Origin of the sequence: Microbacterium sp. SORGH_AS_0969, from assembly GCF_030818255.1 — a bacterium.
Lineage (GTDB): Bacteria > Actinomycetota > Actinomycetes > Actinomycetales > Microbacteriaceae > Microbacterium.
In genome coordinates this window covers 488,777-514,149 of record NZ_JAUTAG010000001.1, presented here as the reverse complement: position 1 = coordinate 514,149, position 25,373 = coordinate 488,777, and the positions used below count along the sequence as shown (strand labels likewise).

The window sequence follows — 25,373 nt, the reverse complement described above, 5'->3', positions numbered from 1 at the left end:
GTCAGCGCCGCCGGTAGCGGCGCGCGAGCGCGGAGCCCAGCGCCTGGATGCCATGGACGAGAACGATCAGGGTCACGCAGGTGATCACCATCGCGAATCCGTCGTACCGCTCGTAACCGTACGACAGCGCGAGGTCGCCGATGCCGCCGGCGCCGACGACGCCCGCCATCGCGGTGGCGTCGATGAGGCCGACGGTGGCGATGGTGATGGCGAGGATGAGGGAGCCGCGCGCCTCTGGGAGGAGGAACCGCCAGAAGATCTGCAGCGGAGAGGCGCCCATCGACCGCGCCGCCTCCACGACCCCCGCGGGAACCTCGAGCAGAGAGTTCTCGACCAGGCGTCCGATGTAGGGCGCGACCATCACGGTGAGAGGGACGATCGCGGCCCAGACGCCGATGCTCGTGCCCACCAGCAGCCGGGTGAACGGCAGGATCGCCACGAGCAGGATGATGAACGGCAGCGATCGGATGAGATTGACGACGGTCGCGAGAACCACGTTGACGGCGGTGTTCTGGAGAACCCCGCCTCGGCGTGTGAGCGCGAGGATCGCTCCGAGGACGACGCCCAGGATCGATCCGAGCACGAGCGAGACGCCCAGCATCTGCAGCGTCTCGCCGAGGGCACGGAAGTACATGTCGGGGGTGACGAGCGTCCACTTGTCGCCGTTCATCCGGCCACCTCCTCGAGCTCGACCACGCGCGCGGCGAGATAGCCATGCGCTTCGCGGACCTTCTCCGGGGAGCCGGTGACCTTCACGATCAGCTGCCCGACGGTGTGATCCTGGATCTGCGTCATGTCGGCGTGCAGCATGTTGACGTCGACGCCGACATGGCGGATCAGGCCCGTGATGAGAGGCTGCTCGACCTCGGCATCCAGGAGCAGCATGCGCCAGAGTCCGTCGCCGCCCAGGTGCTCAACGACGCGCCGCGGGAGCCCGCGCGGGACGATGGTGTCCACGAAATCGCGCGTCGCGGCGGCGCGAGGACGGATGAAGGTGTCGAGCACGCTCCCGTGCTCGACGACTTCTCCCTCGGCCATCACGGCCACCTCGTGCGCGAGGTCTTTGATGACGTCCATCTCATGCGTGACGACGAGGATCGTCGTGCCGTATTCGCGGTTGATCCGGCGGAGGAGATCGAGGATCTGCGCGGTCGTGGAGGGGTCGAGCGCGCTCGTGGACTCGTCCGACAGCAGGATCTTCGGGTTGCGGGCGAGGGCGCGCGCGATGCCGACGCGCTGCTTCTGCCCGCCCGACAGGTCGCCGGGGTGGTTTCCGGCTTTGCCGCTCAGCCCGACGAAGGCGAGCACCTCGTCGGCGCGTCGGCGGGCTTCGGCGGGGGAGGCTCCGTCGAGGCGCAGGGGGAGCGCGACGTTGTCGCGCGCGGACAGGGTCTCGAGCAGGTTGAACTGCTGGAAGATCATGCCGGTGTTCTTCTGTGCCGCGCGCAGGTCACGCCCCCGCAGCGACGAGATGTCGACGCCGTCGACCAGCACCCGGCCCGAGGTGGGCTTCTCGAGTCCGTTGACGGTGCGGATCAGGGTGGACTTCCCCGCGCCGCTGTATCCGATGACGCCGAAGATCGTCCCCGGGGCGACCTCGAGCGAGACGTCCCGGAGGGCCGTCGTGGTGACGGCCCTCCGGGTGTAGCTCTTGGTCACCGCGTCGAAGACGATGCCTCCGCCCGCGGTGCCGCTCACTGGAACCAGGCCGGGAGCTGGTAGCCGGAGTACTGCGGGTTCGCCTTGATGTAGTCGATGAACTCCTGCGATTCGTAGGCCGACTTGATCGCCTGGGCCCACGGAGTGTCGACGTCGACCGAACGGACCGCGACGACGTTGGAGAACTGCACCGGCTGGTTCTCGACCGCGAGGGCATCGTCGTAGTTCAGGCCGCCCGAGACGATGAAGTTGCCCTGGATGGTGGCGAAGTCGACGTCCTGCAGGGCCGGAACCTGCTGGGCGTTGTCGATCGGGGTGATGTTCAGGTTCTTCGGGTTCGACGTGATGATCGACAGGTCGGCGGTGTTGGGGTCGTCGACGTCGGCGAAGTCGATCCACCCCACGTCGCGAAGGATCAACAGACCGCGGTAGAGGTTCGACGGCGAGTTCGGGACGGTGACGGTCGAGCCGTCCGCGACATCGGCGAGGCTCTTCTTCTTCCCGCCGAACAGCCCCATGCGCGGCGTCGGGATCTGCACGAGCGGGGCGTTGTCGATCCCTTCCTTCGCGTTCACGAAGGAGAGGTAGACGGGGTGCTGCATGATGTTCGCGTCGATCTCGCCCGTGTTCACCGCGACATTGACGACGATGCCGTCGGTGAAGTCGACCGGCTCGACCGTGTAGCCCTCGGACTCGAGGATGGGCTGGATGCCACCCTGGAACATCTCCTTGTACGGGCCGGGGTTGAAGCCGATCTTGATGTCGGTCTTGTCGGTGGACGCCTCGGTCGATGCCGGGGACGACGATGCGCCGCACGCGGTCAGTGAGACGGCGAGGGCGGTGGCGGCCAGGACGGCGGCGGCGGTACGTGCGAAACTCATGGACTCTCCGGGTGCTCGGATGGTGCGTGGCAGTGGATCGCGTGCTGTGCGAGGGGCCGGCTGTCAGGCGCCGAGCCCCTCGGGGACGGTAGCGAGAGGTCTTCGTCGATCGCGAAACGCTGTGTCACACGCGGCAACAGTTCACCCGCTGGACGGTGAGGCAGCGGCGGTGGCACCCGGAGCTCGAGTTCCGTCTCGGGGACGACCGTCGTCCTCCCCGACTCCGCGTGGCAGGAAACGGACGGCGTTCGGCCGTCCGGTGTACGACGGCACGCGTAGGCTGGGTCGGTGACTGCCGCTCCTTCCGCCCCGACCGGGGGGAGCACCCGCGGTGCCGTGTACGCCCTGAGCGCCTACCTGCTCTGGGGCGTCCTGCCGATCTACTTCCTGCAGCTCAAGCCCACCGGCCCGTTCGAGGTCGTCGCGTGGCGGATCATCCTCGCCTTCCTCTTCTGCTTGATCCTGCTGACCGTCCTCCGCGCGTGGCGGCCGTTCCTCGCGATCGTCCGGCAGCCCCGCCTGATGGGCCTCACCGCTGTCGCGGGCGTGCTCATCTACATCAACTGGCAGACGTACCTGTACGGCGCCCTGACGAACCACGTCATCGAGACCAGTCTCGGGTACTTCATCAACCCGATCGTGACGGTGCTGCTCGGGGTCATCGTGCTGCGCGAGCGCCTGCGGCTCGTGCCGTGGATCGCGATCGGCCTCGCGGTCGTCGCCGTCGCGGTGATCGTCATCGGTTACGGGGCGTTCCCGTGGATCGCCCTGACGCTCGCGTTCTCGTTCGGCTTCTACGGGCTCGTGAAGAAGCAGATCGGCCCGGCCGTGGATGCCGTGAGCGGTCTGACCCTCGAATCGCTCTGGCTCCTCCCGGTCGCGGCGGTCCAACTGGTGTTCGTCGCGAACCTGACCGGCATCACGCTCGGAACGGCGGGTGCGCTGCACACCGTCCTCCTGCTGCTCGCGGGAGCGGTCACCGCGATTCCCCTGCTGCTGTTCGCCTCGGGTGCCCGGCGCGTCCCGCTCACGGTGATCGGCCTGCTGCAGTTCGTGGCACCCATCATCCAGTTCGCCATCGGCGTGTGGGTGCTGGGGGAGCCGATGACGCTCGAGCGGTGGATCGGCTTCGGTCTCGTCTGGGTCGCGCTCATCGTGCTGAGCGTGGACTCGATCGTGATGTCGCGTCGCCACCGTCGCTCGGTCTCCGACGTCGCAGAACCGGTCTGACCGGCCACTTTCTGCGCTATCCGGCCCGACCGCACGAGGCGCCTACGCCATCGCGGATGAGAGCGCCAGGGTCGTTATGGGGCTGTGACCGCGACGACGCACATCGTTAACGAACGGCAACACGACGAAAACGTGCGTCCGGTTAGGTTTAGGTCACCAGGCGACCTCTTGTGTCGCCCAACGTTCATTCACAGCAAGGAGCACTATGAACGTCTTCACGCGTAGCCGCGCGGGCAAGGTCCTGGGCGGTATCGCCCTGGTCGGTGCCAGTGCGCTCGTCCTCGCCGGTTGTTCGGGTGGCGGCGGCAACGACGCCGCGGCGCCCAGCGCCTCATCCGGCGGCGGCGCCGTGTCCACGGCCGACGGCACGTTCCACGTCGGAACCATCCTCCCCGCCACGGGTAACCTCGCGTTCCTCGGCCCGCCCGAGGTCGCCGGTGTCAAGCTCGCGATCGAGGACATCGAGGCCACGGGCTCCGAGTTCCCCTTCAAGGTCGAGCTCACCGAGCGCGACTCGGGTGACACCACGACCGACATCGCGACCCAGTCCGCCACCGAGCTCGTCGACGCCGGTGCGGACGTGGTGATCGGTGCCGCGTCCTCGGGTGTGTCCTTCACCTTCATCGACCAGCTGGTCAACGCCGGCATCGTGCAGATCTCGCCGGCGAACACCTCGCCCGACTTCACCACGTACGCCGACGACGGTTACTACTGGCGTACCGCGCCCTCCGACGTCCTGCAGGGCCGCGTGCTCGGCAACCTGATGACCGGTGACGGCGCCGCCAACGTCGGCATCATCTACATCAACGACCCCTACGGCATCGGCCTCAAGGACAACGCGACCAAGGCCGTCGAGGCCGCCGGTGGCGAGGTCTCGGTCGCGGTCCCCTACAACCCGGGTGACACGGTCTTCACCTCGCAGGTCGACCAGCTGCTGCAGGCCAAGCCCGACGCGGTCGCGGTCATCGCCTTCGAAGAGACGTCGTCGATCATCCCGCAGCTCGTCAGCACGCAGGGCTACCCGGCGTCGAAGGTCTACTTCGTCGACGGCAACCTGTCGAATTCGTACGAGTTCCCGGCGGGCACTCTGCAGGGCGCCAAGGGAACCCTCCCCGGCAACCCGGCCGACACCGACTTCCAGGCTCGCCTGAAGGAGGTCGACCCCGCCCTCACCGACTTCAGCTACGCGCCGGAGTCCTACGACGCGGTCATCGTCGCGGCTCTCGCTGCGGCACAGGCCAAGGACGACTCGGGCACGGCGATCCGTGACAACCTGCAGTCGGTCTCCGAGGATGGCGAGAAGTGCACGACCTTCGCTGACTGCCTGAAGCTCATCAACGAGGGCAAGGACATCGACTACGACGGTGTCTCCGGCCCGATCACGTTCGACGCGAACGGTGACCCGACCGAGGCGTACATCGGCATCTACCAGTACGGTGCCGACAACAAGTACACCCTGCTGAACACGGAGTTCGGCTCGCTCAACGAGTGACCTGACACCACGCGAGGGGCTCGGATCCGAAAGGATCCGGGCCCTTTCGCATGTCGTGACTACGGGGTGAGGCCGCAGACGGCGGCTGTGGCCGACAGGATCGCGGCGGCGACCGACGGCGATCGTTCGAGCGGGATGACCACGTCGCGATCCTCGACCCGGACCACGAGGTCGAACAGGGTGCCGACCTTGTCTTCGGCGATCGCGTGCGCATCGCAGCGCTGCGGCGTCAGAGCGATCGTCACCGTCGAGGGAGGGTCGTCCGGGCGCACGGTCACGTCCAGCGGCGTCTCGGTGCCGGCGGGGAAGCGCAGCAGGGGAGTGCCTCGCAGGGCGCGGAGTTCGGCGGTCCCCGCCCCGGCATCGCTGGTCGGCTCGATCGAGACCTCGAGATCGATGGTTCCGCCTTCACCCACTGCCGCCGACGCGGCCGAGATCCGGGCGACGGATGCCACGGCCTCCCGGCCGCATTCGGTCTCAGCCAGACGAGTGAGCACTCCGAACTCGTCCGTGACGTCCAGCGTCGCGTCACGGCTTTCCCCGTCTTCTTCGAGGCGCAGTACCGCCCGGACGGACGGATCTTCCGTGACGCACCGCAGAGCGGGCAGCGCCACCGGGAGGTCCACCGTCCGGCCCGGGGACAGCGTCACAGGTCGCTTCGTCTCGCCGCCGCCCGGCTCCGCGAGCACGGGAGGGGTGAGCGTCGCAGACGTCACGACGACGGGGGAGTCGCCGTCGTTCGTCACGCGCAGCTGCACGCGACCCGGAGCGATATCGCCGCGTTGCTGCACGAGGGCGACCGAGACGGGTGTCGGCGCGGCACTGCTCGCGCATGACGAGAGCGCGACGCCCGCGAGGGTGAGCGCCGCGCTCGCGGCATATCGGCGTCGGATCAGGCGGGAGACTCCCGGTTGTCGCGCTTCGCGTCCTCGTCGGCCGCGAGGGTGCCGAGGTACAGCTCGATGACGCGGGGATCGGTGAGCAGTTCGCGACCGGTGCCGGTGTACGCGTCCTTGCCCTGGTCGAGCACGTAGGCCCGGTGGCAGATCTGCAGGCAGCGGCGGGCGTTCTGCTCGACCATGATGATCGTCACCCCGGCGCGGTTGATCTCGGCGACCCGGAGGAACGTCTCGTCCTGGCGCACGGGCGACAGACCCGCGGACGGCTCGTCGAGCAAGAGCACCGACGGGTCCATCATCAGCGCTCGACCCATGGCGACCATCTGGCGCTCACCGCCCGAGAGCGAGCCCGCGCGCTGACGGCGTCGCTTGGCCAGTTCGGGGAACAGTCCGCTGACGAACTCGAACCGCTCGGCGAAGACCTTGGGTCGCTGGAAGAGACCCATCTGCAGGTTCTCTTCGATCGACAGGCTCGGGAACACGTTGTTGTTCTGCGGGACCATGCCGACGCCCTTGCCGACGAGCTTGTCGGCCTTGAGCGAGGTGATGTCCTCGCCGTTGAGCAGCACGGCTCCGCCGCGGATCTTCACCTGGCCGAAGATGGCCTTCAGCAGCGTCGACTTGCCGGCGCCGTTCGGGCCGATGATCCCGATGAGATCGCCCTGGTACGCGTCGACCGTGCACCCGTTCAGGATGTTCACGCCCGGCAGGTAGCCGGCCACGAGGTCGTCGGTGCGCAGCACCGCGGTGCGGGTGGTGGTGGCGGTGTCGGTCATCAGAGCTTCCCGTCCTTTTCGTCGGCGATGAGCTCCGCTTCCGCCTCGGCGGCGGCCTCGGCCTGGATGGTCTCGAGCTGCGACGTGGTCATGTCGCCGAGATCGGTGTCGTGGTGGGCGCCGAGGTAGGCGTCGATCACGGCCTGGTCGCTCATGACGGTCTCGGGCGGCCCCTCCGCCACGACGCGGCCCTCGGCCATGACGACGACCCAGTCGGAGATGTGACGGACCATGTGCATGTCGTGCTCGACGAACAGCACGCTCATCCCCTCCTTCTTCAGGTCGAGGATGTGCCCGAGCAGGCTCTGCGTGAGCGCCGGGTTGACGCCCGCCATGGGCTCGTCGAGCATGACGAGCTTCGGGTCGCTCATGAGCGCGCGCGCCATCTCGAGGAGCTTTCGCTGGCCGCCCGAGAGCGATGCGGCGAAGTCCTCGCGCTTGGCGTCGAGCTTGAACCGACGCAGCAGGTCGTCGGCTCGCGTGGTGTTCTCGGACTCCTGCGAGCGCCAGATCCCCGGGATCAGGGCGCGGAAGATGTTCTCGCCCTTCTGCCCGCGGGCGCCGAGCAGCATGTTCTGCAGCACCGAGAGGCGCCCGAGCGACTTGGTGAGCTGGAACGTGCGCACCATGCCCTTACGAGACACCTTGAACGCCGGCACACCGGCGAGGTTCGACCCCTCGAAGCTCCAGCTGCCCGTGTTGGGCTTGTCGAAGCCCGTGAGCAGATTGAACAGCGTCGTCTTCCCGGCCCCGTTCGGGCCGATGAGGGCGGTGATCTGTCCGCGCGGGATCTCGAGGTGGTCGACGTCGACGGCCTTCAGGCCGCCGAACTGACGAGTGACGTTGTCGGCGACGACGATCGGGTCGACCTTGGCGCAGCCGGGTCCGACCTCGCCCTTGACGAGCGGGTGGGTGACGGTCGTGTCAGACATTGAACGACAGCTCCTTCTTGTTGCCGAAGATGCCCTGTGGCCGGAAGATCACGAGGAGCATCAGTCCGATGCCGACGAGGATGAAGCGCACCTGGCCCGTCTGGGTGCTGGACATGAACCCCAGGATGCCGACGTCGCGCAGTCCCACGATGATGCCGTTGGACAGCGACAGCAGAACCCAGAACAGCATCGCGCCGACGATCGGCCCGAGCAGGGTGGCCGCGCCTCCGAGGAGGAGAGCGGTCCAGATGAAGAACGTCAGCGCCGTGCCGTAGTTACCGGGCTGCACTGCGCGGGGGAGGATGAACACCACGCCCGCGAGGCCGCCCATGACGCCGCCGAGCACGAGCGCCTGCATCTTGTAGGCGTAGACGTTCTTGCCGAGGCTGCGCACGGCATCCTCGTCTTCACGGATGCCCTTCACGACGCGACCCCACGGGCTGCGCATGAGCAGGAAGACGAGGAGCGTCGCGACGATGACGAGGCCCCAGCCGAACAGACGCACCCACCAGTCGTTCGCCGAGTAGGTCCACGGCCCGATGCCGTAGGTGCCGCCCGGCAGGGGGTTGAGCGCCTGGAACTCGCGGTTGTAGCCGTTCAGACCCTGCGATCCGCCGGTGATGTCGGTCAGACCGACCGTCGAGACGACGTAGCGCACGATCTCGGCCGCCGCGATCGTGACGATCGCGAGGTAGTCGGCGCGCAGTCGCAGCGTCGGGATGCCGAGGATGAAGGCGAACAGCACCGATGCGGCGATCGCGATGAGGATCGCGAGCCACACGGGGGCCGAGAGCGAGAGGGTCGCGATGGCGAAGGCATAGGCACCGACGGCCATGAAGCCCGCCTGACCGAAGTTGAGCAGTCCGGCATAGCCGAAGTGCACGCTGAGGCCGATGGCGGCGAGGGCGTAGGCCGCGGTGGTCGGGCTGATGAGCTCGCCCGCGGCGTTGTTGAAGATCGAAAGCCAGTCCATGTCGTCTTTCCTCAGCCGATCCGCTCTTTACGACCGAGCACACCTTGCGGCCGGAAGAGCAGCACGCCGATGAGCACGATCAGGGCCACCGCGTACCGCAGGTCGGGTGGGATGACGATGGTGGACAGTTCCGTGATGATGCCGATGATCAGCGATCCCACGAGGGCTCCGAAAGCACTGCCGAGACCGCCGAGGGTCACCGCGGCGAACAGGAGCAGCAGGATCGCGAAGCCCATGTCCCACGTGACGCCGCGGTAGAGGCCGTAGAGCACGCCCGACAGGCCCGTGAGAGCACCCGCCATGACCCAGACGATGCGGATCACGCGGTCGACGTTGATGCCGGAGGCTGCGGCGAGCGAGGCGTTGTCGCTCACGGCGCGCGTGGCCTTGCCGATTCGCGTGCGGGTGAGGAAGTACCCCACAGCGGCGAGCATCACGATGCTGACACCCATGCTGATGATCGAGGTCAGGGTCACGGTGACGGGGCCGATCGTGACGTTGTCGGTGATGCCGGTCGTGATGTTCCGGGTGCCGCCGTCGAAGAAGTAGAGGTACAGGTAGCGCAGGACGATCGAGAGACCGATCGTCACGATCAGCACCTGGACCAGGCCGACCCCGCGTTTGCGCAGGGGTTTGAAGAGCACGGCATCCTGTGTCCAGCCGAGCGCGGCCGAGAGGGCGACGGTCAGCACCACCGCCAGCAGGAGGTTCCAGCCCATCGCGGTGAAGACGTAGAAGATGATCGCGCCGAAGGTGAGCATCTCACCGTGGGCGAAGTTGTTGACGCCCGTCGTCCCGAAGATCAGGGAGATGCCGATCGCGGCCAGGGCCAGCAGGAGGCCGAAGTTGAGGCCGTAGAAGAAGCGCGAGAACAGCGTGTCCCAGATCGATCCGGATGCCGCCGTCCCCTCGCCCGTCGGGAATAGGACGTTGACCGTGTTGGTCGTGCCGATCGTCACGTCGCGGGTGACGTTGTCGGGGTCGCGCGGGACGACGCCGTCCGGGAGCGTGTCGACCTTGAGCTCGGCGGTGTAAGTGCCGGGCCCGGGGACCGAGACCGACCAGCGGCCGTCGGCGCCGGTGGTGCCCACCTCGGAGAAGCCCGAGCCCTCGACGGCCACCTCGACGCCTTCGAGGGGGTCGTCGCCGGCACGGATGATGCCGCCGATCGTGTACTGAGTCGAAACGTCGCCGGTTCCGGTCGAAGCGACCGGGGTCGGGGCGGTCGTCGTCTGGGCGCTCGCGGGTGACGCGAGGAACATGCTCAGGACGGCGACGGCGCTCGCGAGGAACGCCACGAGGATGGCCATGCGGGATATGGTGCGCGATCGTGTCGCGGTGGGGGAGGGATAACCCACGGAGTCTCCAGTTCGGCAACGCTGACGAAGTCGTCCCGTCAGCTTCGACGGTCGACGCTACGAGCGTAATGTGTCGAGGGTGTTTCCCCGACTGCCTCGTTAGCGAACCGTGTCATCACGAGTGCGCACGGCGGCCAGAGCGCTCGGGAACAATTCCCAGGCTCCCGACGCTTAGAATTCCATCGGACGTCCCTTTCACACAGGCGCTACGGCGCAGGAGGATCCATGGAGCAGCACGACCCCTTCGGTTTCATCGGACTGACGTATGACGACGTGTTGCTCCTTCCCGGGCACACCGATGTCATCCCGAGCGAAGCGGACACGTCGTCGCGCCTCACCCGTCGCATCACCGTCGCCACGCCTCTTCTTTCGTCCGCCATGGACACCGTGACCGAGGCGCGCATGGCGATCGCGATCGCTCGCCAGGGCGGCATCGGAATCGTGCACCGCAACCTCTCGATCGAAGACCAGGCGGGCATCGTCGATCAGGTCAAGCGCAGCGAGTCGGGAATGGTGTCGAACCCCATCACGACGACTCCGGATGCCACCGTGGCCGAAGTCGACGCGATGTGCGCGCAGTACCGCATCTCGGGTCTGCCCGTCGTCGACCCCGACGGCGTGCTGGTCGGCATCATCACCAACCGCGACATGCGCTTCGTCTCGGGCTTCGAGCGCCAGACGACCCTCGTCAAAGACGTGATGACGAAAGAGGGCCTCATCACCGGCCCCGTCGGCATCCACGCCAACGACGTCATCGCGACGTTCGCCAAGCACCGCGTCGAGAAGCTGCCGCTCGTCGACGACGAGGGCAAGCTCGCCGGCCTCATCACCATCAAGGACTTCGACAAGAGCGAGAAGTACCCCCTCGCGACCAAGGACGACCACGGTCGCCTGCGCGTCGGTGCCGCCATCGGCTTCTTCGGCGACGCGTGGCAGCGTGCCGAGGCGCTCCGCGATGCCGGCGTCGACGTTCTCGTGGTCGACACCGCTAACGGGCAGTCCGCGGGTGTCATCGACATCGTGACGCGCCTCAAGGCCGACGAGTCGTTCGCGCACATCGACGTCATCGGCGGCAACGTCGCGACCCGCGAAGGCGCTCAGGCGCTCATCGACGCGGGCGTGGATGCCGTCAAGGTCGGCGTCGGACCGGGCTCGATCTGCACGACCCGCGTCGTCGCCGGTGTCGGTGTGCCGCAGGTCACCGCGATCTACGAGGCCGCGCAGGCCGCGATCCCCGCGGGAGTGCCGGTCATCGCCGACGGCGGGCTGCAGTACTCGGGCGACATCGCCAAGGCGCTCGTCGCCGGTGCCGACACCGTCATGCTCGGCTCGCTGCTCGCGGGCACCGACGAGTCGCCAGGCGAGATCGTCTTCCAGGGTGGCAAGCAGTTCAAGCAGTACCGCGGCATGGGCTCGCTCGGTGCGCTGCAGACGCGCGGCAAGAAGACGTCGTACTCGAAGGACCGCTACTTCCAGGCCGACGTCCCCAGCGACGACAAGCTCATCCCCGAGGGCATCGAGGGCCAGGTGCCCTACCGCGGCCCCGTGTCGGCGGTCGCCTACCAGCTCATCGGTGGTCTGCGTCAGTCGATGTTCTACGTCGGCGCGCGCACCGTCGAAGAGCTCAAGACCAAGGGCAAGTTCGTCCGCATCACCTCGGCTGGCCTGAAGGAGTCGCACCCGCACGACGTGCAGATCGTCGTCGAGGCGCCGAACTACAAGAAGTAACGTGTCGTTTCGAGGGGGGCCGGGCAGGTGACTGCCCGGCCCTTTCTCGTGCGCGGGTGAGAGAGAAGATGAGAATGATCATGTAGACATTTGAATCCGCTCGTCGATCCATAGCATCCCTGAAGAAGCATGTACACATGCGCATCGAGACAGGGAGAGATCATGAAACGTCTGCTGACCGGCGTCGTCGCCGTCGCGCTCATCGCGATCGGCGGGGGTGACACCCGCCTTTGCGGAGGCACCCGAGCCAGACGTCCTGGAGCAGATTCTCGACGATACGGCGCCCGCGCGCCTCGAGGGTGACGATGTGGTCGCCCGGACAGGCGACGTCACCGCTGTGCTGCCCGCAGATGTCGAGCAACCCGTGACGTTGTCGACACCCGGAGGGCAGGAGGTGAGCGTGACGCTGCCGTCGGATGGAGGGACCACAGCGACGAAGCGGGTCGGAGACGGGGCCGTCGAGCACGAACTCGGAGACGGGTCGAGCATCATCCCCGCTGTGCGCAGCAACGGCGTGCTACAGGTGATGTCCGTGACGAGCGATGCGGCGGCGCCGACGACCTTCACCTACGAGGTAGCCGCGGGGGACGGAGGCTCGCTCGTCGCTCAGCCCGACGGTGGAGCGAGTGTCCTCGATCGCGACGGGCAGGAAGCGGCGACGGTCGCTCCGCCGTGGGCGTTGGACGCCGACGGGCGGAGTGTCCCGACGCACTATGAGATCGACGGCGATCGACTCACGCAGGTCATCGATACCGCGGCCGCGGCGAAGGTGACGTATCCGGTCGTGGCCGATCCCGGGGTATCGGTCACCTACTACCGGTATGACGTCATCGACGTGCGTCGCACGATGAACTGGACGAACCGCGGTGTTCAGCTCGCGATCTGCAAAGTGCATAATGGTGCGGCCCGCGGGAAATGCACGATGTCGGCGAGCTACGAGGTGGAGTCCGCGATCGACGCGACGTTGGGCGCGAGCAAAAGCGGCATCGGCGCCACGATTGGGGTCCACGAGTCGCGGACCGTGAAGGGGAGCGTGAGTTGGACGTCGCCCTCAGCCCCCGCCGGGAGCTCCTACAAGGCGTGGGCGGTCGGAACTTTGGTGACGTATAAGATCCAGAAATGGGTGGGTCGTAAGACCCTCGGGATGAGGTACCCGGTATGGACTCTCGAGGCGACATCGCGAACGCTGTCGGCTTTCGACCCTCGAGTCGGGTTCGCCGTTGGGCAGTGAGCCGGTAGTCAACGCGGCGACGTGGGCGTGGCGCGTGATCCCGGCGATTGTCGCGGCGGCCTGCGTCATGGCGGGAGTCGTGCTGCTCGTGCTCAACTCGGTCTTGGTCTACGACCCGGGTCCGTTCTCCGGTGAGCCTCGTGACCGGCTAGCCGTATGGCCGGCGGGACTCGTCCTGCTCGGAACGGGATCGCTCGGCATGATCGCAGCGGCTTTCGTCGCGGTTCCCAGGCCGCGTCGTCATTGACGGGCGGAGTTGCCGCTAAGCTGGTCGGCTCGCTTGTCGGCGAGCCGACCGGCGAACGCCGCACGCGCGTTCGGAGGTCGACGCCACCGCCACGAGCGGTCGACCGGAATCTCCCCATGGGCTACCTCGACCTCACCGCCATCTCGTTCACCCTCCCCGACGGGCGGCCCCTGCTCGACGAGGTGACGTTCCGCGTGGGCGAGGGGGTGACGACCGCGCTCGTCGGCCCGAACGGGGCGGGGAAGTCCACGCTGCTTCGCATCGTGCGCGGCGACGAGAAGGCCCACGGTGGGGCGATCGCGATCGGTGGGTCCCTCGGAGTGATGGATCAGTTCATCGGTCACGGGAAGGTCGGCGAGACCGTCCACGACCTCCTCGTCGCGGTGTCGCCCGCGCGCATCCGTCGCGCGGCGCTCGAGCTCGAGGCATCCGAGAACGCCCTCATCGAACGCGACGATCTCGACACGCAGATGCGGTACGCGGCGGCGCTCGCCGACTACGCCGACGCGGGCGGGTACGAGCACGAGACGGTGTGGGACACCTGCACGATCGCCGCGCTCGGAGTGCCGTATGAGCGCGCGCGGTTCCGCGAGCTCTCCACACTGTCGGGCGGGGAGCAGAAGAGACTCGCTCTCGAGGCGCTGCTGCGCGGCCCCGACGACGTGCTGCTGCTCGACGAGCCCGACAACTACCTCGACGTCCCCGGCAAGCGTTGGCTCGAGGAGCAGCTGCGGGACACGGCGAAGACGGTCCTGCTCGTCTCGCACGATCGCGAGCTCCTCGCTCGCGCGGCCGATCGCATCGTGACCCTCGAGACGGGGAGTGCCGGGAGCACCGCGTGGGTGCACGGCGGGAGCTTCGCGACGTACGCCGCAGCGCGCGATGACCGCATGGCCCGGCTCGACGAACTGCGTCGGAGGTGGGACGAAGAGCACGAGAAGCTGCGCGCGCTGGTTGCTCGTATGAAGGTCGCCGCGGCCGCCAACGACGGCTTCGCCTCGCGCTACCAGGCTGCCGTCACCCGGCTGACGAAGTTCGAGACGGCCGGTCCACCGCAGGAGCGCCCGCCCGAGCAGGACCTGCAGCTACGCCTGCGGGGCGCCAGGACGGGCAAGCGCGCGGTCGTCGCGGAACGGCTCGAACTGACCGGGCTCATGAAGCCGTTCGACCTGGAGGTCTGGTTCGGGGACCGCGTCGCCGTCCTCGGATCGAACGGCTCGGGGAAATCGCATTTCCTGCGGCTGCTGGCGGGAGGCGGTACCGATCCCGATGCGCGCCTCGGGCATGTGACCACGGTCGGCGCGGGACTCGATCGCGTCGCGCACACGGGCAGGGTGATCCTCGGGGCGCGCGTCGTGCCCGGATGGTTCGCCCAGACCCATCGGCATCCGGAGTTCATCGGGCGAACGCTCCTCGATCTGCTTCACCGCGGTGATGACAACAGAAGGGGGATGCCACGGGATGCCGCGAGCTCGGCCCTCGACCGGTACGGTCTCGTCGCGCAGGCGGAACAGGCCTTCGACACGCTGAGCGGTGGGCAGCAGGCTCGGTTCCAGGTGCTGCTCCTCGAACTGTCGGGAACGACCCTGCTGCTGCTCGACGAACCGACGGACAACCTCGACCTCGCGTCAGCCGAGGCCCTCGAAGACGCCCTCGCGCGATTCGAGGGGACGGTGCTCGCGGTGACTCACGACCGGTGGTTCGCGCGGTCCTTCGACCGATTCCTCGTGTTCGGATCGGACGGCGAGGTGTACGAGTCGCCCGAGCCGGTGTGGGACGAGCAGCGCGTGGTGCGGGCGCGATGACCGTTGCACCGGTGGTCGGCACGGCTACGCTGTGCGAATGATCCGGCGGAGGATTCACCCGGAGACGTCCGTCTCGGCCCGGCGCACCGAGGCGTTCACCGACGGGGTGTTCGCGATCGCGGCGACCCTCCTCGTCCTGGGTCTCACCGACCAGTCCCTCGGCACGGTGCGCACCAACGACGACCTCGCGCAGAGTCTCCTCGCGCTCTCGCATCCGGTGTTCTCGTTCGTCATCAGCTTCCTCATCCTGTGCGTGATGTGGATGACGCACGTGCGGCAGTTCGAGTGGATCGTCCGGATCGACGACACGGGGATGTGGCTGAACAACATCCGCCTCCTCCTGATCGTGCTGGTCCCCTTCACCTCGTCGCTGAACACGTCCTACGAAGACCTCCTGCTCGGTCGGATCCTGCTGCCCGTCAACTTCTTCCTCGCGATCGTGGTCGGCTGGCTGCAGTGGGCCTGGGCCGTGCGGTCGGGGGCTGTCGCCGATCTGTCGGAGGACGACGCGCGGCGACTGGGCAGGGCCGGCCTCAGCGCGGTGATCATCAGTGCCGCGGCCGTGGCGCTCAGCCCCTGGATCGGATCGCTCGCCTTCCTCCTCTTCGCCGTCGACGGACTGTTGACGCGCCTCCTGCGCGGAGCCGATGCCCCGCTTTCGGCCGACGGTCCACCGGCGACCGGCGGCGAGGTCGGAGGTCGCGGGTAGGCTGGGCGGGTGACCATGGAGATCGACCTCGGCCGCGCCAAGCGCGCCCGCCGCGCCTACACCTTCGACGACATCGCCGTCGTGCCGTCGCGACGGACGCGCAACCCCGAAGACGTGTCCACGGCGTGGACGATCGACGCCTTCTCGTTCGAGATCCCGGTGCTCGGCGCCCCCATGGACTCGGTCGTCAGCCCCCGCACGGCCATCGAGCTCGGTCGTCTGGGCGGTCTGGGCGTGCTCGACCTCGAGGGTCTCTGGACGCGGTACGACGACCCCGAGCCGCTCCTCGCCGAGATCGCCGGGCTGCCGGATGCCGATGCCACCCGCCGCATGCAGCAGCTCTACTCCGAGCCGATCAAACCCGAACTCGTGCGCGATCGTCTCGCCGAGATCCGCGCCGCGGGCGTGACCGTGGCCGGAGCCCTGACGCCGCAGCGTACCCACGACCTGTACGAGACGGTCGTGGCCGCCGGCGTCGACCTCTTCGTCATCCGTGGGACCACGGTGTCGGCCGAGCACGTATCGAGCGTGGCCGAGCCGCTCAATCTGAAGAAGTTCATCTACGACCTCGACGTTCCCGTCATCGTCGGCGGCGCCGCCACCTACACCGCGGCCCTGCACCTCATGCGCACGGGAGCGGCCGGCGTGCTCGTCGGCTTCGGTGGGGGAGCGGCGTCCACGACGCGCGCCACGCTCGGCCTGCACGCGCCGATGGCGACCGCCGTCGCCGATGTCGCCGGCGCTCGCCGCGACTACCTCGATGAGTCGGGAGGACGCTACGTGCACGTCATCGCCGACGGCGGTGTCGGCACCTCCGGTGACATCGTGAAGGCCCTCGCCATGGGCGCGGATGCCGTCATGCTCGGCGTCGCCCTGGCGCGCGCCACGGACGCTCCCGGCCGCGGTTTCCACTGGGGGCCCGAGGCGCACCACGCCAAGCTGCCCCGCGGGCGTCGCGTCGCGGTCGACCGCGTCGGCCCGCTCGAGCAGGTGCTCTACGGGCCGGCGCCCGTCGCGGACGGCACCGCGAACCTGATCGGCGCTCTGAAGAAGTCGATGGCCACGACCGGCTACTCCGACCTCAAGGAGTTCCAGCGCGTCGAGGTCGTCGTGGCCCCGTACGGACACTGATGCCGGAGTCTGCGTGACCTCGTCGCCCGCCATTGCTCCGGAGATCCCCGAGGTCTTCCCGCCGACGCTGCGCGAGGTGATGCTGCGTCCGCGATGGCTCGCGCTGCTGGCGTTCTCGCTGGTGGTCGCCGGGGTCCTCGCATGGCTCGGACAGTGGCAGCTGGGGCGCGCGGTCGACACCGCGCCCTCCGAGCCCGGGATGACCGAGGTGGTGCGCCCCCTCGACGAGGTCGTGCAGCCGGGCGCCTATCTCGCCGAGCCCCTTGTCGGCCAACGCGTCGAGACGAGCGGGCGGTGGATCCCCTCCGACTTCATCGTCGTCTCGTCGCGTTTCAACGACGACGTCGAAGGGTACTGGGTCACGGGTCAGCTGCGGGTCGACGGCGCAGGGAAGCCGGTATCCCTCGCCGTCGCTCTCGGTTGGGCTCCGACGCTCGAGGCGGCCCAGGCCGCCGCAGACGACCTGCGCACCGGGGTTGAGGCGGATCCCACCGCTGAGGTCGAGGTCACGGGGCGCCTGATCTCCGACGAGGGGCCGGCGCGTCCCTCCGCCGGGGTCGATCCTCAGACGCTCACGCGGATGTCGCCCGCGATGCTGCTCGGGCGCTGGCACGACGTCGACGGCGTCGCGGTGTACCGCCAGTACGTCGCCTCGCAGACGGCGATCGGGCCGCTCGAAGCGATCTCGTCGCCGGCTCCGGACGAGCGTTCCCGCGTGAACTGGTTGAACATCTTCTACGCGGCCGAGTGGGCGATCTTCGCGGGCTTCGCGCTGTACCTCTGGTACCGCCTGGCCCGCGACGCGTGGGAGAAAGAGGTCGAAGACCTCGAAGACGCCCAGGAAGAGGCGCAGGCGGCGGGGCCGCCGGTTCCTCGCGACTAGACTTGGCGCATGCCGCGTCCCCCGAAACTCGCCTCTTTCCCGGCGATCCGCGGAGCCCTGACCTTCTACCAGATCTGCTCGATCATCACCGGTATCGGCCTTCTGCTGCTGGTCACCGAGATGATCCTGAAGTACACGCCCATCCACGTGGAGCTGTTCCTGGGCGGATCCGGGGGGTTCCTGTGGTTCGCGGATGCCATCGCCGGCCCCGGATGCCAGTGGTTCTCCCTCTTCATCCCCGGCGGCGACGGGTGCGAGATGATCTCCACGGGTGATGGCGTCAACATCTCGTTGGCGATCCTGGTGGTGCACGGCTGGTTCTACGTCGTGTACCTCATCTCGTGCTTCCGCGTGTGGAGCCTGATGCGCTGGCCGTTCCGTCGGTTCGTCTTCCTGGCCCTCGGTGGCGTCGTCCCGTTCCTCTCCTTCATCCTCGAGGTGCGTACCGCCCGCGGCGTGCGCGCCTACCTCGCCGAGCGCGAAGCCGCCCTGGCATCCGCTCCCGTTCCCGCCCCGGAAGGCAACCGGTGACCGAACAGACCGAAACGTCTCAGCGCCCCGTCCTCGTCGTCGATTTCGGCGCCCAGTACGCGCAGCTGATCGCCCGCCGCGTCCGCGAAGCGGGCGTCTACAGCGAGATCGTGCCGCACACCGCCTCGGCGGAAGAGATCGCGGCCAAGAACCCCGTGGGCATCATCCTCTCGGGCGGGCCCTCGTCGGTGTACGAAGAGGGAGCCCCGAGCCTCGACGCCGGAGTCTTCGATCTCGACGTGCCGACGCTCGGCATCTGCTACGGCTTCCAGGTCATGGCCAAGGCCCTCGGCGGCGAGGTCGCGAACACCGGCCTGCGCGAGTACGGGGCGACGGACGCCACGATCGTGACCGAGGGCACCCTGCTCGAGGGGCAGCCGGTCGAGCAGAACGTGTGGATGAGCCACGGTGACCAGGTGTCGCGTGCTCCCGAGGGCTTCGAGGTGCTCGCCCGCACCGCGCACACGCCCGTCGCCGCCTTCGCGAGCGACGCACGTCGCATGTACGGCGTGCAGTGGCATCCCGAGGTCAAGCACTCCGACCACGGCCAGCACGTGCTCGAGAACTTCCTGCACAAGGCGGCGGGTCTCCCCGCCGACTGGAACAGCGGCAACGTGATCGCCGAGCAGGTCGAGCGCATCCGCCAGCAGGTCGGGACGTCGCGCGTCATCTCGGCGCTGTCGGGCGGCGTCGACTCCGCCGTGTCGACCGCCCTCGTGCACGAGGCCGTCGGCGACCAGCTGATCGCGGTGTTCGTCGACCACGGGCTGCTCCGCCAGGGCGAGCGCGAACAGGTCGAGAACGACTACGTCGCCTCGACCGGGGTGAAGCTCATCACGGTCGACGCGCGCGAGACCTTCCTGAACGCCCTCGCCGGCGTCAGCGACCCCGAGCAGAAGCGCAAGATCATCGGCCGCGAGTTCATCCGCGCTTTCGAGAAGGTGCAGGCCGACCTCGTCGCCGAGGCCAAGGCCGAGGGCGAGCAGGTGCGCTTCCTCGTGCAGGGCACGCTCTACCCCGACGTGGTCGAGTCCGGCGGCGGCACGGGCACCGCGAACATCAAGAGCCACCACAACGTGGGCGGGCTCCCCGAGGATCTGCAGTTCGAGCTCGTCGAGCCGCTGCGCACCCTCTTCAAGGACGAGGTCCGCGCGATCGGTCGTGAACTGGGCCTTCCCGAGGCGATCGTCGGCCGCCAGCCCTTTCCGGGGCCCGGTCTTGGCATCCGCATCGTGGGCGAGGTCACCGCTGACCGTCTCGAGATCCTGCGTGCGGCCGACGCCATCGCCCGCGCCGAGCTGACCAAGGCCGGCCTCGACGACGAGATCTGGCAGTGCCCCGTCGTGCTCCTCGCCGATGTGCGCTCGGTCGGCGTGCAGGGCGACGGTCGCACCTACGGTCACCCCATCGTGCTGCGGCCCGTGTCGTCGGAAGACGCCATGACCGCCGACTGGACCCGCCTGCCCTACGACGTGCTGTCGAGAATCTCGAACCGCATCACCAACGAGGTGAAGGACGTCAACCGCGTGGTGCTCGACGTGACGTCGAAGCCGCCGGGGACCATCGAGTGGGAGTGAGCGTCTAGCCTGCTCTCGCGTCGACGCGCCGAGGGCGGGGTTTGGGGCGGGATCGTCTGTTTGGGGCGCGGGAAAGCGCGCCCCAAACGCCGGAATGCGCCCCAAACCCTCTTGCGGCTCCAGCGCGCCGCAGGGCGTGCGGTGAGTGGGGGAGGATGGGGGCGTGACTTCCGGTGATTTCCCCGACGCGTGGTACCTCATCCTGTCGAGCCGGCTCATTCCGGACCTCGACGGGGGCTACACGATCTCGACGCTCGCACGCGCGCGGCAGATGGCCGACGCGGGCGCGACGCCGTTCCTCCTCACCGTCGATCCCGGGACACGCGACGCTCACGCTCAGCACCGCGCAACCTTCGTCGCGCGCGGTGCCGCCTCGGCATCCGGGATCTTTCGCAATCTGTTCGACGAGGCCGTGGCTCCCGACGGTGGAGCGGCGGACTGGCTGCGGGCGGCCGCGAGCCCGGGAGACGCCGATCCCGCCCTGGAGTACCGCGAGGTGGCGGGCGGAGCGGTGTCGCTGCCGAACGTCGTCGATCCCGACTGGCATCTCACCACCGCGCCCATCGTCGTCCGGGATGCCGCGGGCGCGCCCGTCGGCGTGGTCGCCGGGTTCGGTGCGCTCTACCGCGCGTGGCTCACGCACGTGGCGGCGCGGTTGCGCGCGGAGCGCGACCGACCCGTCGTCGTGATCTGCGAGTCCCGGCAGCTCGGCGAGCTCATCGTGGGGTGGGGCGACGACGACGTGCGCATCCTCCACACCGTGCACACGATCCACCTCGAGCCGCCCTACGCCGCCGACTCCGACCTCAACGCGCTGTGGGCGCGGTGGTTCGAGATCGCACCTCGCTTCGACGCCGTGCTGTGGCCGACCGCGTACCAGCGCGACGACGTGCGGCGCCGATTCGGTGCCGGAGCTCACCACGTGGTTGCCCCGCACGCCGTCGTTGGACCGGTCACGGTGGTCCCGGCCGCCGAGCGCGACCCGGGCCGCGTGGTCGTGCTGGGGCGGCTCGCCCCGGGCAAGCGCCTGCCGCACGCCCTGCGCGCTTTCGCGCGGGTCGTGGCTGAGGTGCCGCACGCGCGTCTCGAGCTGTGGGGCGACGGGGCGCAGCGCGCCGACCTTGAGGCGCTCGTCGACGACCTCGGCCTGCGCGACGTCGTGTCGCTGCCCGGTCTCACGACCGACCCCGGTGGCGTCCTCGACGGCGCCGCCGTCTACCTGACCACCTCCGCCTTCGAGGGGCAGGGGCTCGCCCTCGCCGAAGCGCTCGCGCACGGCACGCCGGTGGTCGCGTACGACATCCGCTACGGCCCGCGCGACATGCTGGCCGGGGGCGGCGGCATCCTGGTCGCCGACGGCGACGAGGATGCGCTCGTCGGTGCCCTGGTGCGGGTGCTGACGGATGCCGAGACGCGCGAGCGCCTGTCGCTCGAGGCGTCGGCTGCGGCGACCGCGCTGAGCCCCGCCCGCGCGATGCAGACCCTGGCCACGGCGTGCGATGACGCGCTCTCGCGGCCGCGGCGACGCTGACTCCGGGGACGAGGCGCAGCGAGAACCGGACGTCGGCCAGACGGCAGCGCGGCTACGTCGATCCCGCCGCCGGGGCGCGGCGCGGGCCGGCAACGGTGTGCGTCAGCCGAGCGCGGCCGCTCGTACGGCATCGACCGCGGCGGACGGCGAGCCGTGGAACGCGGGACCGTGGCCGGGCAGCACCCAGTCGGCATCCAGATCGGCGATGCGGGCGAGGGATGCCAGGGCCTCGGCCGAGTCGTCGGTGAAGGGGGCGGGACCGGGGCCCGTGCGACCGGTCAGCACGTGGCGGGTCGTGAGCGCGTCGCCGACGAATACGGCGCGGGCGTCGGCGGAGAAGACCGCGATGCTGCCGGGGGAGTGCCCGGGCATGCCGATCACCCGCGGGGCGCCGGGGAGGTCGAGTGTGTCGCCGTCGGCGACCTCGCGCACCTCGGTCAGCCAGTTCGGGCGCATGCCCTTGCGGATGCCGTAGGCCGCGAAGCTCAGCAGCGGGCCCAGGCGCATCGGGCCCATCGCTGTCTTGGGCTTGTCTCCGCCCCGCGCGCGGTCGGCGTCGGCGGCGTGCACGAACACCGGGACGCCCTTCTCGCGACGCAGACGCTCGGCGAAGCCGACGTGGTCGCTGTCGCCGTGCGTCAGGACCACCCCGCGGATGTCGTCGATCGGGCGGCCGATGGTGTCCAGCTCCCGCCGGAGATCGGCGTACATGCCGGGGAGGCCGGCATCGATCAGGGTGATGCCGGCGGGCGTGGTGATCAGGTAGGAGGCGACGATGTCGTTGCCGAGGCGGTGAAGGGAGGGGGCGAGTCGCATGGGGTGACCTTTCGCGGGATGGCTACGAGCAATAGCCATGATAGCTTATATACGTAGCCATGAGGAGCGCTGAATGCCGACACCCGAACGAACGTCTCTCGCCGAGGTCGTCGCGCAGGCCGCCCGACTGCTGGAGAGCGGCGGTCCGACCGCCGTCACGATGCAGGCGGTGGCGGCGGCCGTCGGGGTCAAGGCCCCCTCGCTGTACAAGCGCGTGCGCGACCGGGAAGCGCTTCTCGGCCTGGTCGGGGTCGCGACCGCGGACGACCTGACACGCCGACTGACGGATGCCGGGGGGGACCTCGCTGAGCTGCTCACCGTCTTTCGCCGCTTCGGTCAAGAGCGACCGGAAGCGTTCCGTCTGCTGTTCGCCTCGTCGATCGACCCCGAGAGGCTCGCGGCGACCAGCGAACCCGTGCTCCGCGCGACCGCGGCCGTCGTCGGTCCCGACCGTGCGCTCGATGCAGCGCGGTTGCTGACCTCGTGGGCGCTCGGATTCATCACGATGGAGCTGACGGGCGCCTTCCGTCTCGGGGGTGACCTCGACGAAGCCTTCGCGTACGGGATGCGTCACATCGTGGGCTCACTGACCTCGGGTCAGGACGCGGTGCGACCGGCCCAGGGGTCGTAGTCGGCGATCAGGTCCTCTTGCGCGGGACGTTCGGCATCCGGGACATGCTGCAGGTTCACCCGCACGCGGTACCAGAGAGAGCTCGAGCCGCGCATGCCGTCGACGAGGATGTCGGCCGGGTGGAGAGCTCCCGCGGCGTCCGGATGCCGTGACTTCCACGTCTCGAGGGCATCGAGGGCTTCGGGCTTGGTCTTGGTGCGTGCGACCTCGATGAGAGGCATGGTCGAGGCGCGGCGGCCGGAGCCGTCGGAGCCGCGCGGAGGCTTCTCGGCGGGCCCGAGCTCCTTCGCGAGAGCCAGGAGGGCGTCGAGAGAGCCCGCCGCGTCGTCGATGCCGGCGTGCGGATCACCGATCGCGCGGAAGCGCTCGGGCACGGTGAGGACGGTGAACTCCTCGGGGCGGCGGTCGCGGACCTCGTCCCATGTCAGCGGAGTCGAGACGCGCGCGTCGGGGAGCGCCCGGATCGAGTACGCCGAGGCGACCGTCCGGTCCTTGGCGTTCTGGTTGAAGTCGACGAAGACGCTCTCGCCGCGTTCCTCTTTCCACCAGCGGGCGGTCGCGAGCCCGGGCGCGCGGTTCTCGACCTCGCGGGCCAGCGTTTCGGCGGCGAGGCGTACATCGGCGTAGTCCCACTCGGGACGGATGCGCACGAGGATGTGGAGCCCCCGCGAGCCCGAGGTCTTCGGCCAGCCGACGAGCCCGTGGTCTTCGAGGACCTCGCGGGCGATGAAGGCGACGTCGACGATCTGCGACCAGGCGACGCCGGGCATCGGGTCGAGGTCGACGCGGAGCTCGTCGGGGTGGTCGAGGTCCTCGGCCCGCACGGGGTGGGGGTTGAGGTCGAGGCAGCCGAGGTTGACGACCCACGCCAGGCCCGCGGCATCCCGGATCACCGTCTCCTCGGCGGAGGTGCCGGAGGCGTAGTGGAGGGTCGCGGTGTCGATGAAGGCGGGGTGCTTGTCGGGCACACGCTTCTGGAAGAACGGCTCCTGGTCGAGGCCCTTCGAGAAGCGCTTGAGCACCATCGGTCGGCCTCCTGCTCCCCGCAGGGCGCCCTCGGCGACGTCGAGGTAGTAGCGCACGAGGTCGAGCTTCGTCAGGCCTGGGGTGGGGAAGACGACGCGGTCGGGACTCGTGACGCGCACCTCATGGCCGTCGATGTCGAGGATCTCGGGGGGAGTCTTCGCGGGGCTCATGGCGCGAGGCTAGCGCCGGGTGGCGCGTGCGCCGCACCCCTTGCGGAGCGTGGCGCGCGGGGCTCGCAGAGAACGTCGAGTGTCCAAAACACGCCGTTACGAACGACGCCGTTGCGGCGTGTCTTGGACACTCGACAGGCGGGCGGGCGGGCGAGCTAGCGAGCGGGTGAGCAGGCGGGCGGGGCGCGCCGGGAACGACGAAGGGCCGCCCCGGAACGGGACGGCCCTTCGAGCGGAACGTTTAGTTGTTGCCGCGCAGGATCGCGATCAGGCGCAGGATCTCGACGTACAGCCACACGACGGTGACCATGATGCCGAAGGCGCCGACCCAGCCGTAGACACGAGCCGCTCCGTTACGCACGCCGCGCTGAATCTGGTCGAAGTCGAGCACGAGCGAGTACGCGGCCATGATGACCACGACGACACCGATGATCACACCGAGCGGGATGCCGAGGATCTTGACGGTGCTGTACATGCCGAACGCGCCACCGGCGATCGGGGCGTTGAACAGCATCAGGACGATGTTGAGGAGGCCGAACACCATGTAGCCGACCATGGCGATCAGGAAGATCTTCGTGGCGCGGGCCGAGGCGCGCACCTTGCCGCTCGCGAACAGCGCGAGGGTCACACCGACGACGGAGAGCGTCGCGAGCGTCGCCTGGATGACGATGCCCGGGTAGATGAACTCGAAGAACGCCGAGATGCCACCGACGAACAGACCCTCGAACGCCGCGTAGGCGAGGAAGACGGGGACGGACGGCTTCTTCTTGAAGATCGCGACCATCGCGAGCACGAAGCCGACGAGGCCACCGACGATCATCGGGGCGGCGCTGGGGCTGGGGTTCGCGACGCTGACGCCGGCCATCGACCAGATCCAGCCGACGACGGCGCCGACGACGAGCACGCCGAACAGCGCGAGCGTCTTGAAGACGGTGTCTTCGATCGTCATGCGATCGGTTTCGACGGCACCCGCCGCGGGGGCGGTGTACATGCCCTCGAGGTTGGCCGCTTCAGCAGCGGCTGCCGCGCTCGCGGCGGGGGCCGCGGGAGGGCTGTAACGGGTCTGGGCGCCGGCACGAGGGTCCTGGAACGCCGGGGTATTGAATGCCGGGTTATTGAGGGCCACGGGGACTCACACTCCAAATGATGGTCATCAC

Annotated in this window: 24 protein-coding genes; 13 read left to right on the top strand and 11 right to left on the bottom strand. The window is 68.8% G+C overall.

Going from position 1 to position 25,373, the window contains the following annotated elements; translation table 11 throughout:
* Position 1: 1 nt before the first annotated feature.
* The 3 genes from QE388_RS02320 to QE388_RS02310 are packed head-to-tail and all read right to left on the bottom strand — an operon-like array spanning position 2 to position 2,540.
* Positions 2-670 carry a methionine ABC transporter permease gene (locus tag QE388_RS02320; protein ID WP_307382664.1) on the bottom strand — a complete coding sequence of 223 codons (669 nt, stop codon included), beginning with the start codon at positions 668-670 and terminating at the stop codon, positions 2-4.
* Positions 667-1,698 carry a methionine ABC transporter ATP-binding protein gene (locus QE388_RS02315; RefSeq protein WP_307382662.1) on the bottom strand — a complete coding sequence of 344 codons (1,032 nt, stop codon included), beginning with the start codon at positions 1,696-1,698 and terminating at the stop codon, positions 667-669. Before QE388_RS02315 ends, QE388_RS02320 begins: the two co-directional genes overlap by 4 nt.
* Positions 1,695-2,540, bottom strand: a complete 846-nt coding sequence (locus QE388_RS02310; protein ID WP_307382660.1) for a MetQ/NlpA family ABC transporter substrate-binding protein — start codon at positions 2,538-2,540, stop codon at positions 1,695-1,697. The genes QE388_RS02315 and QE388_RS02310 overlap by 4 nt, the downstream gene beginning before the upstream one ends.
* A 288-nt stretch (positions 2,541-2,828) precedes the next feature.
* On the opposite strand from QE388_RS02310, the gene rarD reads away from it, so the two are divergent.
* Together rarD and QE388_RS02300 are read left to right on the top strand one after the other, a co-directional pair.
* The gene (gene rarD / locus QE388_RS02305; protein WP_275799010.1) at positions 2,829-3,770 is read left to right on the top strand and encodes an EamA family transporter RarD; all 942 of its coding nucleotides are present in this window, start codon (positions 2,829-2,831) and stop codon (positions 3,768-3,770) included.
* A gap of 205 nt (positions 3,771-3,975) precedes the next feature.
* Positions 3,976-5,262, top strand: a complete 1,287-nt coding sequence (locus tag QE388_RS02300; protein ID WP_307382658.1) for an ABC transporter substrate-binding protein — start codon at positions 3,976-3,978, stop codon at positions 5,260-5,262.
* Positions 5,263-5,321: 59 nt separating this feature from the next.
* On the opposite strand, the gene QE388_RS02295 is transcribed toward QE388_RS02300, so the two are convergent.
* The 5 genes from QE388_RS02295 to QE388_RS02275 form a co-directional block, all read right to left on the bottom strand.
* Positions 5,322-6,053 carry a hypothetical protein gene (locus tag QE388_RS02295; protein WP_307382656.1) on the bottom strand — a complete coding sequence of 244 codons (732 nt, stop codon included), beginning with the start codon at positions 6,051-6,053 and terminating at the stop codon, positions 5,322-5,324.
* A 101-nt stretch (positions 6,054-6,154) separates the two neighbouring features.
* Positions 6,155-6,937, bottom strand: a complete 783-nt coding sequence (locus tag QE388_RS02290; RefSeq protein ID WP_058597882.1) for an ABC transporter ATP-binding protein — start codon at positions 6,935-6,937, stop codon at positions 6,155-6,157.
* Positions 6,937-7,869 carry an ABC transporter ATP-binding protein gene (locus QE388_RS02285; protein WP_275799018.1) on the bottom strand — a complete coding sequence of 311 codons (933 nt, stop codon included), beginning with the start codon at positions 7,867-7,869 and terminating at the stop codon, positions 6,937-6,939. The genes QE388_RS02290 and QE388_RS02285 overlap by 1 nt, the downstream gene beginning before the upstream one ends.
* Positions 7,862-8,842: a branched-chain amino acid ABC transporter permease gene (locus tag QE388_RS02280; RefSeq protein WP_307382654.1), complete on the bottom strand. Its 981-nt coding sequence runs from the start codon at positions 8,840-8,842 to the stop codon at positions 7,862-7,864. The genes QE388_RS02285 and QE388_RS02280 overlap by 8 nt, the downstream gene beginning before the upstream one ends.
* 11 nt (positions 8,843-8,853) lie before the next feature.
* Positions 8,854-10,152 (bottom strand): branched-chain amino acid ABC transporter permease, encoded by a 1,299-nt coding sequence (locus QE388_RS02275; RefSeq protein WP_307382652.1) that lies wholly within the window; start codon positions 10,150-10,152, stop codon positions 8,854-8,856.
* A gap of 273 nt (positions 10,153-10,425) precedes the next feature.
* Here QE388_RS02275 and guaB point away from each other — a divergent pair, with 273 nt between their 5' ends.
* The 10 genes from guaB (at position 10,426) to QE388_RS02225 (ending at position 21,573) form a co-directional block, all read left to right on the top strand.
* A complete protein-coding gene (gene guaB / locus QE388_RS02270; RefSeq protein ID WP_275799024.1) occupies positions 10,426-11,928 on the top strand; it encodes an IMP dehydrogenase in 1,503 nt (500 codons plus the stop codon).
* A gap of 307 nt (positions 11,929-12,235) precedes the next feature.
* Positions 12,236-13,159: a hypothetical protein gene (locus tag QE388_RS02265; RefSeq protein WP_307382651.1), complete on the top strand. Its 924-nt coding sequence runs from the start codon at positions 12,236-12,238 to the stop codon at positions 13,157-13,159.
* 34 nt (positions 13,160-13,193) lie between these two features.
* Positions 13,194-13,406: a hypothetical protein gene (locus QE388_RS02260; protein WP_275797301.1), complete on the top strand. Its 213-nt coding sequence runs from the start codon at positions 13,194-13,196 to the stop codon at positions 13,404-13,406.
* Positions 13,407-13,522: 116 nt separating this feature from the next.
* On the top strand, positions 13,523-15,211 hold the full coding sequence (locus QE388_RS02255) for an ABC-F family ATP-binding cassette domain-containing protein (RefSeq protein WP_307382648.1): 1,689 nt from the start codon (positions 13,523-13,525) through the stop codon (positions 15,209-15,211).
* Between the two features lie 37 nt (positions 15,212-15,248).
* A complete protein-coding gene (locus tag QE388_RS02250; protein WP_307382646.1) occupies positions 15,249-15,920 on the top strand; it encodes a TMEM175 family protein in 672 nt (223 codons plus the stop codon).
* Positions 15,921-15,935: 15 nt separating this feature from the next.
* Positions 15,936-17,051: a GuaB3 family IMP dehydrogenase-related protein gene (locus QE388_RS02245; RefSeq protein ID WP_058597889.1), complete on the top strand. Its 1,116-nt coding sequence runs from the start codon at positions 15,936-15,938 to the stop codon at positions 17,049-17,051.
* 13 nt (positions 17,052-17,064) lie between these two features.
* Positions 17,065-17,934 carry an SURF1 family protein gene (locus tag QE388_RS02240; protein ID WP_307382644.1) on the top strand — a complete coding sequence of 290 codons (870 nt, stop codon included), beginning with the start codon at positions 17,065-17,067 and terminating at the stop codon, positions 17,932-17,934.
* Positions 17,935-17,943: 9 nt separating this feature from the next.
* The gene (locus tag QE388_RS02235; protein WP_058614267.1) at positions 17,944-18,465 is read left to right on the top strand and encodes a DUF3817 domain-containing protein; all 522 of its coding nucleotides are present in this window, start codon (positions 17,944-17,946) and stop codon (positions 18,463-18,465) included.
* On the top strand, positions 18,462-20,042 hold the full coding sequence (guaA, locus tag QE388_RS02230; protein WP_307382641.1) for a glutamine-hydrolyzing GMP synthase: 1,581 nt from the start codon (positions 18,462-18,464) through the stop codon (positions 20,040-20,042). Before QE388_RS02235 ends, guaA begins: the two co-directional genes overlap by 4 nt.
* Before the next feature lie 163 nt (positions 20,043-20,205).
* The gene (locus QE388_RS02225; RefSeq protein ID WP_307382640.1) at positions 20,206-21,573 is read left to right on the top strand and encodes a glycosyltransferase; all 1,368 of its coding nucleotides are present in this window, start codon (positions 20,206-20,208) and stop codon (positions 21,571-21,573) included.
* 102 nt (positions 21,574-21,675) lie between these two features.
* On the opposite strand, the gene QE388_RS02220 is transcribed toward QE388_RS02225, so the two are convergent.
* Entirely contained in the window at positions 21,676-22,389 is a 714-nt protein-coding gene (locus tag QE388_RS02220) for an MBL fold metallo-hydrolase (RefSeq protein ID WP_307382638.1), read from the bottom strand.
* Between the two features lie 73 nt (positions 22,390-22,462).
* Here QE388_RS02220 and QE388_RS02215 point away from each other — a divergent pair, with 73 nt between their 5' ends.
* Positions 22,463-23,020 (top strand): TetR-like C-terminal domain-containing protein, encoded by a 558-nt coding sequence (locus QE388_RS02215; protein ID WP_307382636.1) that lies wholly within the window; start codon positions 22,463-22,465, stop codon positions 23,018-23,020.
* Here the strand turns inward: QE388_RS02215 and ligD are convergent.
* Positions 22,987-24,216 (bottom strand): non-homologous end-joining DNA ligase, encoded by a 1,230-nt coding sequence (gene ligD, locus QE388_RS02210; protein ID WP_307382634.1) that lies wholly within the window; start codon positions 24,214-24,216, stop codon positions 22,987-22,989. The two genes, QE388_RS02215 and ligD, sit on opposite strands and share 34 nt — an antisense overlap.
* 241 nt (positions 24,217-24,457) lie before the next feature.
* The gene (locus tag QE388_RS02205; protein WP_275797514.1) at positions 24,458-25,342 is read right to left on the bottom strand and encodes a Bax inhibitor-1/YccA family protein; all 885 of its coding nucleotides are present in this window, start codon (positions 25,340-25,342) and stop codon (positions 24,458-24,460) included.
* Positions 25,343-25,373 lie beyond the last annotated feature (31 nt).